The organism is Microbacterium sp. FW305-3-2-15-F-LB2 (assembly GCF_058787255.1).
Genome location: NZ_JBYSZO010000002.1, coordinates 1 through 15,852 on the forward strand (window position 1 = coordinate 1; position 15,852 = coordinate 15,852).

20 protein-coding genes are annotated in these 15,852 nt (G+C 69.7%); 9 read left to right on the forward strand and 11 right to left on the reverse strand.

From position 1 onward, the window contains the following. Together AC3WLZ_RS17285 and AC3WLZ_RS17290 are read left to right on the forward strand one after the other, a co-directional pair. Positions 1–272 (forward strand): hypothetical protein (locus tag AC3WLZ_RS17285; protein WP_284528302.1); only part of this gene is annotated, 272 nt, incomplete at its 5' end. A gap of 4 nt (positions 273–276) precedes the next feature. Then, on the forward strand, positions 277–984 hold the full coding sequence (locus AC3WLZ_RS17290; protein WP_005052154.1) for an NADPH-dependent F420 reductase: 708 nt from the start codon (positions 277–279) through the stop codon (positions 982–984). 50 nt (positions 985–1,034) lie between these two features. Here the strand turns inward: AC3WLZ_RS17290 and AC3WLZ_RS17295 are convergent, their stop codons facing one another. The 7 genes from AC3WLZ_RS17295 to AC3WLZ_RS17325 are packed head-to-tail and all read right to left on the reverse strand — an operon-like array spanning position 1,035 to position 7,720. Beyond that, positions 1,035–1,745 carry a substrate-binding domain-containing protein gene (locus AC3WLZ_RS17295; RefSeq protein WP_005052156.1) on the reverse strand — a complete coding sequence of 237 codons (711 nt, stop codon included), beginning with the start codon at positions 1,743–1,745 and terminating at the stop codon, positions 1,035–1,037. Then, the gene (locus AC3WLZ_RS17300; protein ID WP_005052159.1) at positions 1,742–2,716 is read right to left on the reverse strand and encodes an aldo/keto reductase; all 975 of its coding nucleotides are present in this window, start codon (positions 2,714–2,716) and stop codon (positions 1,742–1,744) included. Before AC3WLZ_RS17300 ends, AC3WLZ_RS17295 begins: the two co-directional genes overlap by 4 nt. Beyond that, positions 2,713–3,666, reverse strand: a complete 954-nt coding sequence (locus AC3WLZ_RS17305; protein ID WP_005052163.1) for a Gfo/Idh/MocA family oxidoreductase — start codon at positions 3,664–3,666, stop codon at positions 2,713–2,715. The genes AC3WLZ_RS17300 and AC3WLZ_RS17305 overlap by 4 nt, the downstream gene beginning before the upstream one ends. Beyond that, positions 3,663–5,015: a protocatechuate 4,5-dioxygenase subunit alpha/beta gene (locus AC3WLZ_RS17310; RefSeq protein WP_005052165.1), complete on the reverse strand. Its 1,353-nt coding sequence runs from the start codon at positions 5,013–5,015 to the stop codon at positions 3,663–3,665. The genes AC3WLZ_RS17305 and AC3WLZ_RS17310 overlap by 4 nt, the downstream gene beginning before the upstream one ends. Positions 5,016–5,017: 2 nt before the next feature. Then, positions 5,018–5,971: an amidohydrolase family protein gene (locus AC3WLZ_RS17315; RefSeq protein ID WP_005052167.1), complete on the reverse strand. Its 954-nt coding sequence runs from the start codon at positions 5,969–5,971 to the stop codon at positions 5,018–5,020. Between the two features lie 2 nt (positions 5,972–5,973). Then, a complete protein-coding gene (gene ligK, locus AC3WLZ_RS17320; protein ID WP_005052171.1) occupies positions 5,974–6,672 on the reverse strand; it encodes a 4-carboxy-4-hydroxy-2-oxoadipate aldolase/oxaloacetate decarboxylase in 699 nt (232 codons plus the stop codon). 19 nt (positions 6,673–6,691) lie between these two features. After that, a complete protein-coding gene (locus tag AC3WLZ_RS17325) occupies positions 6,692–7,720 on the reverse strand; it encodes an amidohydrolase family protein (RefSeq protein WP_005052173.1) in 1,029 nt (342 codons plus the stop codon). Positions 7,721–7,869: 149 nt separating this feature from the next. Between AC3WLZ_RS17325 and AC3WLZ_RS17330 the strand changes: the two genes are divergently transcribed. Next, on the forward strand, positions 7,870–8,778 hold the full coding sequence (locus tag AC3WLZ_RS17330; protein ID WP_005052175.1) for a LysR family transcriptional regulator: 909 nt from the start codon (positions 7,870–7,872) through the stop codon (positions 8,776–8,778). On the opposite strand, the gene AC3WLZ_RS17335 is transcribed toward AC3WLZ_RS17330, so the two are convergent. Continuing rightward, positions 8,775–9,425, reverse strand: coding sequence for a hypothetical protein (locus AC3WLZ_RS17335; protein WP_005052177.1), 651 nt, complete (start codon positions 9,423–9,425; stop codon positions 8,775–8,777). The genes AC3WLZ_RS17330 and AC3WLZ_RS17335 overlap by 4 nt on opposite strands. An 84-nt stretch (positions 9,426–9,509) precedes the next feature. On the opposite strand from AC3WLZ_RS17335, the gene AC3WLZ_RS17340 reads away from it, so the two are divergent. Together AC3WLZ_RS17340 and AC3WLZ_RS17345 are read left to right on the forward strand one after the other, a co-directional pair. Then, a complete protein-coding gene (locus tag AC3WLZ_RS17340) occupies positions 9,510–10,259 on the forward strand; it encodes an IclR family transcriptional regulator (protein WP_005052180.1) in 750 nt (249 codons plus the stop codon). A gap of 97 nt (positions 10,260–10,356) precedes the next feature. Further along, entirely contained in the window at positions 10,357–11,541 is a 1,185-nt protein-coding gene (locus AC3WLZ_RS17345; RefSeq protein WP_005052183.1) for a 4-hydroxybenzoate 3-monooxygenase, read from the forward strand. Between the two features lie 49 nt (positions 11,542–11,590). Here AC3WLZ_RS17345 and AC3WLZ_RS17350 read toward each other — a convergent pair whose 3' ends face one another. From AC3WLZ_RS17350 to AC3WLZ_RS17360, 3 genes are read right to left on the reverse strand one after another with little or no spacing between them, the layout of a single operon-like run. After that, positions 11,591–12,127: a nuclear transport factor 2 family protein gene (locus AC3WLZ_RS17350; RefSeq protein WP_052323124.1), complete on the reverse strand. Its 537-nt coding sequence runs from the start codon at positions 12,125–12,127 to the stop codon at positions 11,591–11,593. A gap of 18 nt (positions 12,128–12,145) precedes the next feature. Then, on the reverse strand, positions 12,146–12,445 hold the full coding sequence (locus AC3WLZ_RS17355; protein ID WP_005052188.1) for a Dabb family protein: 300 nt from the start codon (positions 12,443–12,445) through the stop codon (positions 12,146–12,148). After that, complete coding sequence (locus AC3WLZ_RS17360) at positions 12,442–12,957, reverse strand: FAD-binding protein (protein ID WP_005052190.1); 516 nt, start codon at positions 12,955–12,957, stop codon at positions 12,442–12,444. Before AC3WLZ_RS17360 ends, AC3WLZ_RS17355 begins: the two co-directional genes overlap by 4 nt. A 63-nt stretch (positions 12,958–13,020) precedes the next feature. Between AC3WLZ_RS17360 and AC3WLZ_RS17365 the strand changes: the two genes are divergently transcribed. The 4 genes from AC3WLZ_RS17365 to AC3WLZ_RS17380 all read left to right on the forward strand — a co-directional run bounded on the left by AC3WLZ_RS17365 (position 13,021) and on the right by AC3WLZ_RS17380 (position 15,794). Beyond that, positions 13,021–14,031, forward strand: coding sequence for a DUF4192 family protein (locus tag AC3WLZ_RS17365; RefSeq protein ID WP_062637444.1), 1,011 nt, complete (start codon positions 13,021–13,023; stop codon positions 14,029–14,031). 134 nt (positions 14,032–14,165) lie between these two features. Further along, entirely contained in the window at positions 14,166–14,744 is a 579-nt protein-coding gene (locus AC3WLZ_RS17370; RefSeq protein ID WP_005052196.1) for a hypothetical protein, read from the forward strand. A 109-nt stretch (positions 14,745–14,853) separates the two neighbouring features. Beyond that, complete coding sequence (locus AC3WLZ_RS17375) at positions 14,854–15,237, forward strand: hypothetical protein (RefSeq protein ID WP_005052841.1); 384 nt, start codon at positions 14,854–14,856, stop codon at positions 15,235–15,237. A 158-nt stretch (positions 15,238–15,395) separates the two neighbouring features. Further along, positions 15,396–15,794, forward strand: coding sequence for a hypothetical protein (locus AC3WLZ_RS17380; protein WP_062637442.1), 399 nt, complete (start codon positions 15,396–15,398; stop codon positions 15,792–15,794). Positions 15,795–15,852: the final 58 nt, after the last annotated feature.

Genomic DNA, 15,852 nt, shown 5'->3' on the forward strand with positions numbered 1-15,852 from the left:
CGAGTGCCCCGCTCGCTGCGCTCGCAGGGACGGGCGCCCGGCAGGCCGGGCGCTGCGCGCGGGGTCGGGCCGCTGCGCGGCCCTCCGGTTGGGTGCGGTGTGCGTGCCTCTGGCTGGCGGTCTCGGGGTGGCTGGTGTCGGTACGTATGCCGGTCACGAGTCTCCCGCTCAGCGAGATCGTCGAGATCCATCGGATCCTCGACACGCACCACGCCGTCGGCAAGACCGTCGTGGACCTCTCCGACAACCCGCACCTGCCCCAGGAGGCGTGACCAGATGTCCACGACGCAGACGCCGACGCTGACGCTGATCGGCCCCGGTCGGCACGGCACAGCGATCGCAGGCCTGTTCGCCTCCCACGGCGTGAACATCAGCCTGTTCCACTACAAGCCGGCGAAGGCTGAGGCCGCCGCCCGGCGACTCCGACCGATCGCGCGGAATGCCCGCATCGACATAGCGACATCCCTGGAGGAAGCCGCCCAGGCATCCCCGTTCCTTGCCCTCACCACCCTCTGGGGCGCCCCGCAGCAGGCGGTGGTCTCTGCACTCGGGGACCTCCTGGACGGCAAGATCCTGATCGACGTCGCCAACCCGCTGGACGTCACGCCCACGGGCGTGCAGCTGCGGCGACCCGTGGAAGGGTCTGCGGGGCAGTACCTGGCGTCGCTCCTTCCGGCGAACGTGGGACACGTGAAGGCGTTCTCGAACCTCGCCACCGCCGCGGTCGCGAGCTCCGCGATCGCCGAGGCGAGCCCGAAGGCGGTCCTGCCGTACCTGGCCGACTCGGCGGAGACATCCGCGCAGGTCCGCCCGCTGCTGGCGCAGACCGGCTGGCAGCCCCGCTACGTCGGCACGCTCCGCAGCGCCCGCGACCTCGAGATCACCGGCACCTACAACCAGGTGTCCGGCCGGCTCGGACGCAACGTTCTCGACGTCGACGAGTTCACCGCCCGGTTCGGCCCCGAGCAGACGCCGGACGCCTGACGGCCGCGTGAGCCATCCGGCACACCGGGCGAAGCGGCGCCGAATCCCGGTCAGTCCCGTCGTGCAGGCGGGCTGAAGGCGTGCTCTGTCTTGATGGATGCCGTCGAATCGGACGCGAAGAACGCCAGGACGTCGCGGGCTCGTCGCGGGTCGGATGAGGTGGTCGCGACGGCGCCCGAGAACACGGTCTCGATGGCGCAGTCCGAAGGCAGGACACCGAGGATGCGCACCCCGGGTTGACCGACGAGCTCGCTGAGCTGCTGGAAGCCGAGGTCGACCTGGCCGTCGGCGAGCAGCCGGGCGACCGGGATGCCGGGTCGCGCCTGCACGAGACGATCGCCCACCTGGCCGGTGAGGCCCCAGTCGTCGATCGTGCGGACGAGCGCCGTGCCGCTCGGGCCGGTGGAGTAGCCGATGCGAGCGGCGGCGCGCAGGGCCTCGCGGACCCCGCGGGCGTCCGCGAACGCCGCCGTGTCGGGGCGGGCGGCGGGCGAGGGCGTGCCCGAGGGAACCGCGACCGCGACGCGCGAGAGCATGAGCGGTGTGACCGTCGCCGCGTCCACGTGGCCGTCTCCGGAGAGCCGGTCCAGAGCGTCGGCGGCGAGGAACACCAGATCGAGCTGCTCACCCCCGGCCACGCGCTGGGCGGCGTCCACTCCGCCGACGGACTCGATCTCGACGAGGGGCAACCCCCTGTCCGCTGCCGCCGTGGCCAGGTCGGCGAGGACCTGACGCGTCGCCATGGAGGAGATGGCTCTCACACGGCCGCCTCGAACGACTCGGCGTCGACCTCGCTCGTCCCGGTGGCGTTGTAGCGCGGCCCCGACACCGTGGCGGTGTCGATCAGCTCGCCCGCGCGCACGAGCACCGCGGGATCGACGACCGTGCCGAGAGAGCGCTGGTTCTCGCGCACGTGGTGCGCATCCGTGCTCCCGGGGATCGGCACGACGTGATCGCCGCGGGAGAGCAGCCACGCCAAGGCCAGCTGTGCCGGCGTGCGGCCGGCCTCGGCGGCGAGGGCTCGCCACGCGGGCAGCAACGCGGCGTTGGCGGCCCAGTGCTCCGGCTGGAAGCGCGGCATCGCGCGGCGGATGTCCTTCGGCGGCAACTGCTCCGGGTCGGTGATGGAGTCGGCGAGGTACCCGCGTCCGACCGGTGAGAACGCGACCAGCGCCACCCCGGCGTCACGGGTGGCGTCGAGGATGCCGAGCTCGGGATTGCGACTCCAGAGCGAGTACTCGTTCTGCACCGCGGCGATGGGCGCCGCCGCGAGCGCCTCCCGGAGACGGTCCACCGACACCTCCGACAGCCCGATGGCGCCGATCTTTCCCGCCGCCACCATCTCGGCCAGCGCCCCGACGCTCTCGGCGATCGGCACCTTCTTGTCCCACCGGTGCAGGTAGTAGAGATCGATGTGTTCGACGCCGAGCCGCCGCAGCGAGGCGTCGACCTGTGCGCGCAGCGTCTCGGGGCGCCCGTCGATGACCTTCACGCCGTCGACGAGCGCCATGCCGCCCTTGCTGGCCAGCACGACCTCGTCCCGACGCCCCGCGATCGCGCGCCCGACGAGCTCCTCGTTGCGGCCGCCGCCGTACAGCGTGGCGGTGTCGAGCAGCTGGACGCCGTCGTCGAGCGCGGAACGCACGAGCGCCACTCCGTCCTCGAGAGACGGAGGGGTGCCGTAGGCATGGCTGAGGGACATGCACCCGAGCCCCATGCGGGGAAGCCTCACGCGAGCTGCTCCTCGAGCGCGCCGAGCACGCGGTAGCAGTCGATGACCTGGCGGATCGACGAGTTCGGCTCGCGGCCCTCGCGGATCGCGCCGACGAACTCCCGGTCCTGCAGCTCGATGCCGTTGAGGCTGACGGCGACCTGCGAGACGTCGATCTGCTCGTCACGACCGTTGTAGAGGTCGTCGTAGCGCGCGATGTAGGTCTCGGTGTCGCCGATGTAGCGGAAGAACGTGCCGAACGGTCCGTTGTTGTTGAACGACAGCGACAGCGTGCAGATCGCGCCGGTCTCGCTCTTGAGCTGGATCGACATGTCCATCGCGATGCCGAGGTCGGGGTGGATCGGGCCCTGGATGGCGTTGGCCTGCACGATCCGACCCGCCTGGTAGGCGAACAGGTCGACCGTGTGTGCCGCATGGTGCCACAGCAGATGGTCGGTCCACGACCGCGCCTCGCCTTTCGCGTTCGTGTTCGTGCGGCGGAAGAAGTACGTCTGCACGTCCATCTGCTGCACCGCGAACTCGCCGGCCGCGATCCGGTTGTGCACCAGCTGATGCGACGGGTTGAACCGCCGCGTGTGCCCGACCATGGCGACCCGGTCGGAGGCGGATGCCGCGGCCAGGGTGGCCTCGGCATCCGCCAGCGAATCGGCGAGCGGGATCTCGACCTGCACGTGCTTGCCCGCGGCGAGCACCGCCTGCGTCTGATCCGCGTGCTGCTGCGTCGGCGTCGCGAGGATCACCGCGTCGACGTCGTCTCGCTCGAGCACGGCGTCGAGACCGAGCACGGCATTCGGCACGCCGTACTTCTCGGCCACCGACTCCGTGGGCTCGGGCCTGGTGCCGCTGACGACGGTCACCTCGGCGTCGGGGATGTTCGCGAGGCCGTCGAGGTGCTTCATGCCGAAGGCGCCGGCGGCGCCGACGACGGCGACGCGAACCTTGTCACTCATGCGTGGACTTCCTCCAGGGGGAGGCTCACACTCTCGGACTCGACGGGCCGCGGCGCGACGGGGTTGGTGACGACCAGGTGGCCGACGGCGGTGTTGGACGCCGGGACGTGGTAGAACCGGTGGTTCACCTCGGGCGCCCCGCCGCCGAACTGGTCGTCCATCGCCCCACGGGCGATGAGCCAGTCCACCAGCTCGATGCCCTCGGATCCGGCCTCGTCGACGTACTCCATGTGCGACCATTCGGTGAGGCCCAGCGGGTCGGCGATCAGGTGGTCGAGGAACGCGTTGTCCCACTCCTCGTTGATCAGTCCCGCGCGCGGGCCCTGCAGCTGGTGGCTCATCCCCCCGGTGCCCCAGATCTGCACGTTGAGCTCGGGACCGTCCCACTTGTCCAGCGCGCGACGGATCGCCTTGCCCAACTCGTAGCACCGACGCCCGGACGGAACCGGGTACTGCACGACGTTCACCGGAAGCGGGATGACCCGGCACGGCCACTCCTCGACGTCGCCGAACACCAGCGACAGCGGCACGGTCAGGCCGTGGTCGACGACCATCTCGTTGACGAGGGTGAGGTCGAAATCGTCCTGGATGACCGACTGGGCGATGTGCGCGGCGAGCTCGGGATACCCCTTCACGTCGGGCACCGGGCGCGGGCCGTAACCCTCGTCGGCGACGGGATAGTGCGCGCCCGTGCCCAGGACGAAGGTCGGGATGATGTTCGAGTCGAACGCCGTGGCGTGGTCGTTGTACACCAGGATGATGACGTCGGGCGTGTTCTCCTTGGCCCACTTCCGGGTCCACTGGTACCCGTCGAAGACCTTCTTCCAGTACGGCTCCTCGGTCTTGCCCAGGTCCATCGCGGCGCCGATCGCCGGCACGTGCGACGTGAACAGCGCCGACGTGAACTTCGCGGGGGCGTCCGGGCGCATCACCTCGGACTTCTCGTTCGAGGGCGGGGTCCACCCGTCGAGATCCTTCAGGCGCACGCCCTCGGGACGTCGGCCACCTCCGACCATCATGTCGCGGTACGCCGCCTCCGACATCCCGGTCATCGAGCCGGCCATCTGCTGGAAGCTCAGACCGTGCGTGGCGCCGATCTTGCTCAGGAAGTAGATGTTGCCGCCCTCGGCGATGCAGGTGTTCAGGTCGAGATCGAGCACCGCCTGACGCTGCACCGGGGTGAGGGGCCATTCGTCGAGGTACGCCTCGCGGTCGGCGAGGTAGCGCTCGCGGTTCTCGGGCTTCATGAGAGACATCGAGAACTGGTTGAGGTGGTAGCCCTTGCGGGCCTGCTCGGCATCGAAGATGGTCGTGCCGGGGATGTCCTTGTACGGCTTGTCGAGTGCCATGGTCATTCTCCTTCGGGCCAGTACAGCCGCGACGGGTTGTCGACGAGCAGCCTCTGCTGCAGTTCGGGGGTCGTCGCGATCTGTGGGATGTAGTCGACCAGCAGCCCGTCGTCAGGCATGTGGTCCTTGAGGTTGGGGTGGGGCCAGTCGGTGCCCCACAGCACGCGATCGGGGAACTCCTCGACCACGCGACGGGCGAACGGCACGACATCCGTATAGGCGTGCTGCTCGCCATTCAGCGCGCGCGGACCGGTGGCGCTGAGCCGCTCGGGGCACGACACCTTCGTCCACACGTTGGGGTTCTCGCGCATGAAGCGCAGGAACAGCTCGAACTCCGGACCCTCCGGGTCCTTCGTCACATCCGGACGCCCCATGTGGTCGACCACGACGTCCGTCGGGATCGCCGAGAAGAAGTCGTAGAGGTCGGGAAGGTCCTCGGCCTCGAAGTAGATGACGACATGCCACCCGAGGGGGGCGATCTTCTCCACGATCGCGTCGAGCGAGTCGGTCGGCACCCGGTCGACGAGGCGTTTGACGAAGTTGAACCGCACGCCGCGCACACCGGCCTCGTGCAGCTCGGCGAGCTCCTCGTCGGTCACGTCGCGACGAACCGTCGCGACCCCGCGGGCACGCCCCTTGCTGCGGCGCAGCGCGTCGACGAGCGCCCGGTTGTCGGCGCCGTGGCAGGTCGCCTGCACGATGACGTTCCGGTCGAAGCCGAGCTGGTCGCGCAGCGCGAACAGCTGCGCGGCCGACGCGTCGCACGGCGTGTACTTGCGCTCGGGGGCGTAGGGGAACTCCGCGCCGGGGCCGAACACGTGGCAGTGCGCGTCGACAGCGCCGGCGGGGAGCCGGAACGTCGGGGTCGTCGGGCCGTCGTACCAGTCCAGCCAACCGGGCGTCTTCTCGAAGCCGCCGCTGGTGTCGCCGTGCGCGATCGCCTGTGCGTGAGCCATCGTCAATCCTCCACGTACTCGAGGCCCGCGGCCGCCAGCGGCTCCCGCATGCCGTAGATGTCGAGACCGAGCACGCCCTCGCGGAACTTCTGGCGCTTGGCCTCCTCGTTGTCCTCGCGCTTCTGCGAGGCGTCGGCGACGGCGCCGACGAGCTCGCGGGGGACGACCACGACGCCGTCGACATCCGCGACCACCACGTCGCCGGGGTTCACCACGGCGTTCGCCACGACCACGGGGATGTTGACCGAGCCCAGCGTCGCCTTGACGGTGCCCTTCGCGCTGATGGCGCGGGAGAAGACCGGGAAGCCCATCTTCTCGAGGTCGGCGACGTCGCGGACGCCCCCGTCGATGACCAGGCCCTTGCAGCCCCGGGCGGTGAGGGAGGTGGCGAGCAGCTCGCCGAAGAAGCCGTCCTCGCTCTCCGTGGTGCAGCCGGCGACGATGACGTCGCCCTCCTGCACCTGCTCGGCGGCGACGTGGAACATCCAGTTGTCGCCGGGCTGCAGGAGCACCGTGACGGCCGGGCCGCACAGCGTCGCCCCGCTGTACGCCGGGCGGATGTACGGCCGCAGCAGGCCGACCCGGCCCATCGCCTCGTGGATCGTGGCGACCCCGAACCGCGAGAGCCGCGCGACGTCGGCGGAGTCGGGCCGCTCGATGCGCGTGCGGACGATGCCGAGGTCGTTCAGTCGCTGAGTCATCGGGTTCTCCAGGGTGAGGTCACAGGCCGCGGGCTCGCAGGGCGCGGTCCAGGCGCGGGTACACGCGGCGGGCGTTGCCTTCGAAGACCTGTCCGCGTCGTTCGTCGGTGAGGTTCCCGGTCGCATCCACGTATCGCTTCGTGTCGTCGAAGTAGTGGCCCGTGCGCGGGTCGACGTCGCGGACGGCGCCGATCATCTCGCTCGCGAAGAGGATGTTCTCGGTCGGGATGACCCCGGTGAGCAGGTCGATGCCCGGCTGGTGGTACACGCACGTGTCGAAGTACACGTTGCCCAGGAGGTGCTCCTCCAGCTCGGGCTTGCCGAGCGCCATCGCCAGGCCGCGGAAGCGTCCCCAGTGATAGGGCACCGCGCCGCCGCCGTGCGGGATGACGAGCTTCAGGTCGGGGAAGTCGCGGAACAGGTCGCCCTTGAGCAGCTGCATGAATGCCGTCGTGTCGGCACCCAGGTAGTGGTCGCCGGTGGTGTGGAACTGCGGCTTGCACGAGGTGCTCACGTGGATCATCGCGGGCAGCTCGTACTCGACGAGCTTCTCGTAGAGCGGATACCAGCTCTTGTCCGTCAGCAGCGGGGCGGTCCACAGTCCGCCGGACGGGTCGGGGTTGATGTTGACGGTCACGACGCCCAGATCGTTCACCGCCCGGTCGAGTTCGGCGAGGGTCGTCTTCGGGTCGACGCCCGGCGACTGCGGGAGCATCGCGCCCGGGAGGAAACGGTCGGGGAACAGCTGCGACACCCGCGCGACGAGGTCGTTGCAGATGCGCGCCCAGGTCTCGCTGACGGCGAGGTCGCCGAGGTGGTGGGCCATGAACGATGCACGGGGACTGAACACCGTGACATCGCTGCCGCGGTCGTCCATCAGCCGCAACTGGTTCGCCTCGATGGTCTCGCGGATGTCGTCATCGCTGATCCGCAGCGCGGCCGGGTCGGGCGCCTCGCCCGCGCCTTCCGCATACGCGATCTGCAGATCGCGCCACGCTCCCAGCTGCGCGGGGGCCGTGGTGTAGTGGCCATGGATGTCGATGATCAACGTGCGTCCTCGTCACTGTGATCGGGTCGGTGCCGGGTGGTGCGTGCCACGTCGGCAGCGGTGCCGGTGCTGTCACCCTGACTCTAGTTCGCTCTATGGGTATGGTCCAATAGATGTAGGAGCCGAACCGTATAGATGGGATCAATGCGATGTCGCTCACCGATCTCAACCAGTTGCGCACTTTCGTCGTGCTGTACGAGCTGCGCAGTCTGACCGCCGCCGCCGAGCGATTGCACGTCACGCAGCCGACGGTCAGCTACACGCTGAGGAGGTTGCGGCAGCGGTTCGGCGACGACCTGTTCCGCCGCCAGGGGAACGAGATGGTGCCGACCCCGCGTGCCCGGCAGCTGTTCGGACCGCTGCACGAGGCACTGTCGCGCATCGATGCCGTGGTGAGCGCGCCCGACGCCTTCGATCCCGCGAGCTTCGGCGGGGAGCTCTCGCTCGCGCTGACCTCGATCGGCGAGCAGACCTTCCTGCCGCCGATCATGCCGGTGCTCGCGAAGGAGGCGCCGGACCTTCACCTGCAGGTGCGGCGGCTGGACGCGGATCAGGTGGAAGACGGGCTCGTCCGGGGCACCATCGACCTGGCGATCACGGTGTCGTTGCTGGACTCGCCGCGGCTGTGGCGCACACCGGTGCGCGACGTGGAGTACGTGGCGCTGTCCTCGCGTGCCCATCCGCTGCCTCCGACCGCCGCGGACATGTTCGTCGGGCGCCGCTTCGTGCGGGTGTCCTCCCGCGGCGGCCACGTGTACCCGCTCCAGGCGATGATCGAACAGGGACTCATGCCGCAGGTGACGCTGACGGTCGAGGAGTACGCCACCGTGCCCGCGGTGCTCGAGGCGACCGATCTCGTCGTGCTGCTGCCGCGACACGTGGCCGAGGTGTTCTGCGGATGGTTCCCCGGTCTGCGCATCGCCGAGCTGCCGTGGCCGGGCCAGAGCACCCCGGTCGCGCTCTACACGCGACGCGAACTGAGCATGTCTCCCGCGCAGACGTGGTTCCGATCGGTGGTGCTGGATGCGGTGGCCGCCGACGACCACCGGCCGACCTAGCCGTTCTTGCGGTTCCAGCTTGCCTTCGCGGGCGCGAAAGGGCTGCGCACGTGGATCGACCAGTTCGAGTGCGGGTGGACGGAGAGGATCGCCCGTTCGAACCACGACCGGGCCTCGTCCGAGAGCTGCGGCAGCACCACGTCCTTGTCGAGGTCATCCTCCGGCCGCGGCCGCAACGCCTTCCAGACCAGCTGCACCTCGGGCGCACCGGTCGGAATGCCGTCGACCTCGAGCACGGCGCGATCCCACGGCAACTGCAGCCGCGGGTCTCGCCGGTACAGCCAGGCATGTTCCGTCCCATCCTCGACGTTCACCTGAAGCACCCAGGCGCCGGAGCGCTCGTCCTGAATCCGCACCGGCTGCACATCGGCATCGTCGGGCGCGTCGGCCCAGGGGATGACGGCGTCCTCCCCCGCAGGCGCCCAGGCGGTGAAACCGGCAGGCAACGCCCGGACCAGCTGCGGCAGCCCGCCTTGGGTGGTGCTCACGTCCGTGTTCGGCCGTTCGCGGATCGTCCGGCCCAGCCAGTGCTCCAGGGCCACCCCGCCCGACAGCCACCAGCGGGCGCTACCGACCCGAAGGAGCTCAGCGACAGCATGAGGCGTGAGGGGCTCCCAAGCCGTTGCAGCATCCGGAACAGAAACCATGAGCCGAGGCTACCGCCGTCGCGTCAGGCAGGGGACCAACCATCGCCGCAACACCGTCGACGCGAGCCGTGTCATCCTGAGCGCATGGCGAACTCGCCCTCCAGCGACTCGATGATCGACCGCATCGTGCGCGTCCTCGAGACGTTCACAGCTGATCGTTCGGTGCAGTCGGCCAGTCAGATCGGGCGCCGAGCGGCGCTGCCGTCGTCCACCGCGCACCGGATCGTGGACGAGCTGGTCGACGCCGGACTGCTCGGACGCGACGAGGACCGCCGCGTCCACCTGGGAATGCGCTTGTGGGAACTGGCCCTCCGCGGGTCGACCGCGCTACGTCTGCGCCAGGCGGCGCTCCCCTATATGGAGCGCGTGCAGACGCACATCCGCCAGCACACCCAACTCGCCGTTCTCGAACAGGACGAAGCACTGTTCCTCGAACGCCTTTCGCACCCCGACGCCGGTGCGAACATCACACGGATCGCTGGGCGGCTACCGCTGCACGCCTCCTCGTCGGGCCTCGTCCTGCTCGCGCACGCTCCCGCCGATCTCCGCGAACGCGTGCTCGCCCAGCCGTTGCGCGCTCTCGCACCCGAGACGGTGACCGATCCCGGACGTCTACGCCGTCTCCTCGCTGGCGTGCGTCGCGATGGCGTGGCGATCGCGCAAGGTTCGATCGAATCCGTCTCGACCGGCGTGGCCGTGCCGATCCGCGACGCAGGTGAAGTCGTCGCCGCGCTTTCCGTGGTGCTACCACGACAAGCGCCGCACACGGCGGCGATCATCGCTCTGCGAGAAGCCGTGACCGGCATCGAGGCCACGCTGCGGTCCCCCCGATAGTCGGCGTCTCCCGTTCAACGGGAATGCGGCGTTCGACCGTCTGAACCGGGTTCACACTGAGCGAGGCATCCGTTGTCACGTCGAAGGAGACGCCCCAATGTCCACCATCCGCACCCGCGTCGCCATCGTCGGCGCTGGACCCGCCGGACTGCTGCTGTCGCATCTGCTCGCGGCGTCCGGCCTCGAGTCAGTCGTCATCGATCAGCGTTCCCGTGAAGAGATCGAGACCACGATCCGGGCAGGCATCCTCGAACAGGGCACCGTCGAGGTGCTCGACACGCTCGGCGCGTTCAGCCGCGCCCGCACCCTGGGAGACCGCCACGACGGCATCGAGCTCCGCTTCGCCGGCAGCGGACACCGCATCGACTTCGCCGACCTCGTCGGCCGCGGTGTGTGGCTGTACCCGCAGCACGAAGTCCTGAAGGATCTCATCGCCGCGCGGCTCTCCAGTGGCCAAGACCTGCGCTTCGGCGTGACGGCGCATCGTATCGAGGACCCCGCGTCCGACCGCCCACGCGTCATCGCCACCGGCGCAGACGGATCGCCTCTCGAGATCGAGGCCGAGTTCGTCGTCGGCGCCGACGGGTCACGCAGTGTCGTGCGGGAGGCCGTAACCGGTTCCCACACAGGCGGGCACTTCCGCGAGTACCCGTTCGCCTGGTTCGGCATCCTCTGCGAGGCGCCGCCCAGCGCCGACGAGCTCATCTACAGCAACTCCCCCGATGGCTTCGCGCTCATCAGCCAGCGAAGCACCACCGTGCAGCGCATGTACTTCCAATGCGATCCCCGCACCGACCCCAGCACCCTCACCGAGGAGCAACTGTGGGAAGAACTGCAGAAGCGGGTGCCGGGGACGACGCTCAAGGAAGGCCCCGTCTTCCAACGCGACGTGCTGCGATTCCGGAGCTTCGTCGCCCTCGAACTGCTTCGCGGCCGCCTCGCACTCATCGGCGACGCCGCCCATACCGTGCCGCCCACCGGCGCGAAAGGCATGAACCTTGCCGTAGCCGACGTCCTCGTTCTCGAGCGCGCGCTGCGCGCGCTTCTGCTCGAGAGGGACAGCCGCCTCGTCGAGGCCTTCCCCGAGACGGCGCTGCACCGCATCTGGAAGGCCCAGCACTTCTCCTGGTGGATGACCAGCATGCTTCACGTCGCCCCCGATGCAAGGGACTTCGACCGCCTCCGCCAGCTCGGAGAGCTCCAATCCGTCGTCGAGTCCGAAGCCGGCCGCCGCTTCCTCGCCGAGGCATACACCGGCTGGCCCCTCCACACCCTCACCTGAGCCGGCGCTCACGGTTCGGACCAGAGGGTGCGGCACCCGCGGGTCGGCGTCAGTCCAGCCAGCCGGGGACCGCGGGAACCACCGGGTAGTCGATCGCAGGCGCGTCGCCAACGATGGGATCCATGCGGATCCGGCTCAGTCGCATGAAGGCGATGCGCCAGCCGGACTCGGTGAGTCGGTAGAGCTCCTCGTAGTAGCCATATCCCCGCATCCCCCTCTGTTCCGGCACGGTGATCCCCATATACCCTCGTGACCCGCGTGGCCACGTCAGATAGTCGGTCATGGCCCAGCGCCCGCGAGCCGAGAAGTCATCGATCCGCCGAAACTGCGGCATGAACCCGTGATGGACGCTGACGACCTCTTCGGTCATGTTGCGCATCAGGTTCTCCACGAACGTGTCGGGGTCGGGCGCGGCGGCCCACAGTCCTTCGAAGACGCAGTCGTCCACGAAGAGTCCGCGCAGTTCGTCCCACTGCTTCAGGTCGACGTAGTGAAAATAGCGTGCCTTCAGGTCGCGGAGCTCCTCTGCCACGGTGGGGGTGACCGCACGTACTCGGGGCATCGAGAAACCATCCTCGCTCTTCACGGCGCCTGGGTACTTCCTCTACTGCTCGTCGATCTCGAAGTCGACCGAGGCGATCTGCTCCGAGATCGCTCCGGAGAGAGGGAAGAGCGGCAGATGCGCGGGGTGCGTCGCGTAGGCACGGACATCGTCGAGGGTGCGGAAGTCGGCGACGAGTGCATAGTCCCATGCGCGTTCGCTGCGCATCACGTCGGGGCCGTGTGACAGTCGGACCAGGCCGGGAATCTTTCCGAGCAGACCATCGAGCAGGTCGCGCCACTCCTCGAGCACGGCAGGATCATGGTTCGCTGCGAACGAGAAGAACACGACGTGACGGATCATCGTGCCCCGGCTCCGTCGGCAAGGCTCAGGTCGCCGATCGACGCGCCGCTGGCGGTACGCCCGAGAAGGTAGGCCATGGTCATGATCGGACCGAGCGTGGCGCCGGCGCCGGGGTAGCCGGCGGCGAAGGCGTTCTCGGAGGCGTTGCCGACCGCAAACAGGCCGCGTATGGCATCGCCGTCTGCGTCGAGGACCCTTCCGAGGCCGTCGGTGGCGATCCCTCCGCTGGTGCCGAAGCAGCCGTTCACCACGGCGAGAGCGTAGTAGGGGCCTTGCTCGAGCGGTGCGAGGCTGGGATTGGGATACGGGTTCTGTTCGTCTCCCCAGTAGCGGTCGTACGCGCTCGCACCGCGGTGGAAGTCCGGATCCTCCCCACGGGCGGCGTGCTCGTTGAATCGCGCGACCGTCTCGGCCAGCGCCTGGGCGGGAACGTCGATCTTCCCGGCGAGCTCTCCGAGGGTTGCTCCTTCGACGAGCCAGTCGGGAGTCGGCTCCTGGCGTGCATCGACCAATGTCGGAGGCCTCCCGTAGCCTGTAAATGTCACATTCACTAGCCAACGTTCCGGGAGGACACCATGGCCACCACACCGACCACCATCAAGGCGGGCACCCCGCGCGACTTCCTCGGCCTCGTGCCCGCGCTGCTCGGCTTCACCCCGCAGGACTCGCTCGTGCTCGTGCCCTTCGAGGCGTCGCGCACGATCGGGGCGATGCGACTCGACCTCGACGCGGATGCCGCGACGCTCGCGCACACCGGCCTCGGGCTGGTCTGCCGAGTGCCGCGCGTGACCGGGGTAGCCGCCGTGATCTACGCCGCCGAGGACGCCGACAGCACCCGCGATCTCGGCCAGCAGATCGCCGATGTCGCCGACCGGCAGGGACTGCACCTGGTGGACGTGCTCTACGTCGCCAGCGACGGCTACGGCAGCCACCTGACCGGCGAGGCACCGCGCCCCGTCGCCGAGATCGCGACCCCGGACGCGCTGCGCGAGAAGGTCGCAGCATCCCAGACCGCCGGGGCGAGCATCCCCGACGCCGACCCGGCGCGTGCCGCCCGGATCGCGTTCGCGGCCGCGCGGATGGACGACGATGCCCTCGCGGACTTCGTCGCCGTCGCGGAGGACGCCCTGACCGGTGACCCCGCCGACCTCGACACCCGCCAGGCTGCGATCCTGCTCACCGGCATCGGCATCCCGCTGTGGCGTGACGTGGCCCTCATCCAGTGGGCCACCGACCGCGGCAACGGCACCCGTGCCCTGGCCGCGCAGATCGGCCACTCGATCATGGGCGCACCCGTCCCCGAGAGCATCGCCCGCACCCTCTACGGACAGGGCGACCGCCCCGACGCCGACCGGCTGACGGCGGGACTCGCGCTCGTGCGCCACCTTGCCGCCTACGCCGACGACCAGGAGCGCCCCAACCTGCTCGCCGCCGCCGCCTGGCTGTCCTGGGCGCTGGGCCGATCCACTCACGCCACCGTCTACACCGACCGCGCCCTCGCGATCGACCCCGACCACGGCATGAGCCAGATCGTCGCGACCCTCTGCTCGGCAGCCGTGCTCCCGGATTGGGCGTTCGCCCGCTGAGCGTCACCGAGTGCCCGCCGGTCACCCCGGCGGGCACTCGCCCGTGACGCACTCGCGATGTCCCCGCGCGATGTCGGAGGCCACCCGTAGCCTATGAATGTCACATTCACTAGCAATCGTTCCGGGAGGACTCCATGACCGAGACCATCAACAACGTCCACGACATCCGCGCAGCCGTCGAGCGCGCGATCCGCTTCCACGCTCCGCTGCGCGCCGAGTTCGACGAGGGATGGACGACCATCGAGCCGGACGAGCTGCGCCAGGCCTGGGACGACTACAGCCTCAGCGACCCGTTCACCCTCGACCCCGCAATGCCCGCCCTGCTCGCTCGCATCGACGCCGACCACCCGGACGACGACCCCCAGGTGTGGGTGCCCCTCGGCGGGCAGGGCGACCCCGACTATCTGGATGCCGTCGTGGTCACCGAGCGCACCGTCACCAAGTACACCGCGCGCGACGGCCAGATCGAGCAGCCCTACTCGCTCCCCGAGGGCGACCCCCACGGCCTCACGCAGAGCGGCTGGCGGGCCGCGGCGAGCGCAGCGCGCTACGCGATCATCGGCCTCAACGCCGACGCCAGCAACACCGAGTACCTGCGCGGGCAGATCGAGGCGTACCTGACCGCGTTCGGTCACTTCGAGCCGGGGCGCGATGCCGACGCCAAGCGCGAGCGGGTCACCGCCGAGATCACCGCGGCGATCGCCGCCCAGTGACCCACGCCGGGGCGGGCGCGCAGACCGCGCCGCCCGCCCCGCCCAATGTCGGAGGCCACCCGTAGCCTGTGAATGTCACATTCACCGTCGAGAGTCCAAGGAGGACGCCATGACCGACACCACCACCCTCATCACCCGCACCCCCGGCGACACGTTCCGCTTCCGCGGCACCGAGTACGTGCTGATCGACTTCGCCCGCACCAAGGCGAAGATCGCAGCCCTCACCGAACCCGGCAAGGTGTACACCCTCGCCCGCACCGCCACCGTCGAGCCGACCGGGCACAGCGACGACGCACTCGCCGCTGCCCTGCAAGCCACCGCGGCCGCGCTGCCGAGCCTGATCCCCGGAACCCGCGTGCGCATCGTCGCCAACCCGCGCACCACCCGTGACGGGCTGGCCGGAGTCGAGACACTCATCGTCCGCACCAACCCCAAGTCATACACGCTCGCCAACGGCTGGCGCGTCAGCCCTGGGCTGGTCGAAGCCGTCTGACCCCCTCGCCGCCGCCGGGTGCACACCTACCCCGGCGGCGGCGAGCACCACCCACCCGAGGGGAGCCGGCTACACGCCCCTCCCCTCGGCGGGAGCACCTCGAGTTCCATCCCCCGCCCGCGCTCGCCGCAGGCCTTCACCGTCCCCAGGAGGACACAATGACCACCACCGAACCCGCGGCCTCAGCCGCACCCCGCATCCCTGCCGACGACCTGATCGACCGGCTGTGGAGTCTCATGCACGACATCGAGGCAGCCGATTTCCCCGCGCTGCGCATCGTCGAGCTCGACGAGCCGACCGACTACGGCGAGCGCACCGTGCTGTGGTGCCCGCGCTGCGATCAGCACGTCAACGTCGAGGACGGCTACCTGCGCGCGATCGACATGGACGTGCGCTACAACAGCGTCGGCCAGATCAACACCATCGAGCGCACCGTGCCGCAGTACGAGGCAGACCCCGACCCCGGCGACGTGCTCGTGTACCTGCACCAGACCGACGCGCACGGCGAGCACGGCGTGCGTCTCCCCGAGGGCTGGGAAGGCGTCTGGAAGGCGTAGCCGCACCCCTGCGACATGAGCGCCCCGCGCCTCTGCCGGGGCGCTCACGCACGCCACG

Excerpts from the sequence above, each read along its gene's own strand:
- AC3WLZ_RS17290 (WP_005052154.1), top strand. The coding sequence starts at position 277 with ATGTCCACGACGCAGACGCCGACGCTGACGCTGATCGGCCCCGGTCGG.
- AC3WLZ_RS17305 (WP_005052163.1), bottom strand. The coding sequence starts at position 3,666 with ATGAGTGACAAGGTTCGCGTCGCCGTCGTCGGCGCCGCCGGCGCCTTC.
- AC3WLZ_RS17310 (WP_005052165.1), bottom strand. The coding sequence starts at position 5,015 with ATGGCACTCGACAAGCCGTACAAGGACATCCCCGGCACGACCATCTTC.
- AC3WLZ_RS17315 (WP_005052167.1), bottom strand. The coding sequence starts at position 5,971 with ATGGCTCACGCACAGGCGATCGCGCACGGCGACACCAGCGGCGGCTTC.
- ligK (WP_005052171.1), bottom strand. The coding sequence starts at position 6,672 with ATGACTCAGCGACTGAACGACCTCGGCATCGTCCGCACGCGCATCGAG.
- AC3WLZ_RS17330 (WP_005052175.1), top strand. The coding sequence starts at position 7,870 with ATGTCGCTCACCGATCTCAACCAGTTGCGCACTTTCGTCGTGCTGTAC.
- AC3WLZ_RS17335 (WP_005052177.1), bottom strand. The coding sequence starts at position 9,425 with ATGGTTTCTGTTCCGGATGCTGCAACGGCTTGGGAGCCCCTCACGCCT.
- AC3WLZ_RS17340 (WP_005052180.1), top strand. The coding sequence starts at position 9,510 with ATGGCGAACTCGCCCTCCAGCGACTCGATGATCGACCGCATCGTGCGC.
- AC3WLZ_RS17345 (WP_005052183.1), top strand. The coding sequence starts at position 10,357 with ATGTCCACCATCCGCACCCGCGTCGCCATCGTCGGCGCTGGACCCGCC.
- AC3WLZ_RS17355 (WP_005052188.1), bottom strand. The coding sequence starts at position 12,445 with ATGATCCGTCACGTCGTGTTCTTCTCGTTCGCAGCGAACCATGATCCT.
- AC3WLZ_RS17365 (WP_062637444.1), top strand. The coding sequence starts at position 13,021 with ATGGCCACCACACCGACCACCATCAAGGCGGGCACCCCGCGCGACTTC.
- AC3WLZ_RS17370 (WP_005052196.1), top strand. The coding sequence starts at position 14,166 with ATGACCGAGACCATCAACAACGTCCACGACATCCGCGCAGCCGTCGAG.
- AC3WLZ_RS17375 (WP_005052841.1), top strand. The coding sequence starts at position 14,854 with ATGACCGACACCACCACCCTCATCACCCGCACCCCCGGCGACACGTTC.
- AC3WLZ_RS17380 (WP_062637442.1), top strand. The coding sequence starts at position 15,396 with ATGACCACCACCGAACCCGCGGCCTCAGCCGCACCCCGCATCCCTGCC.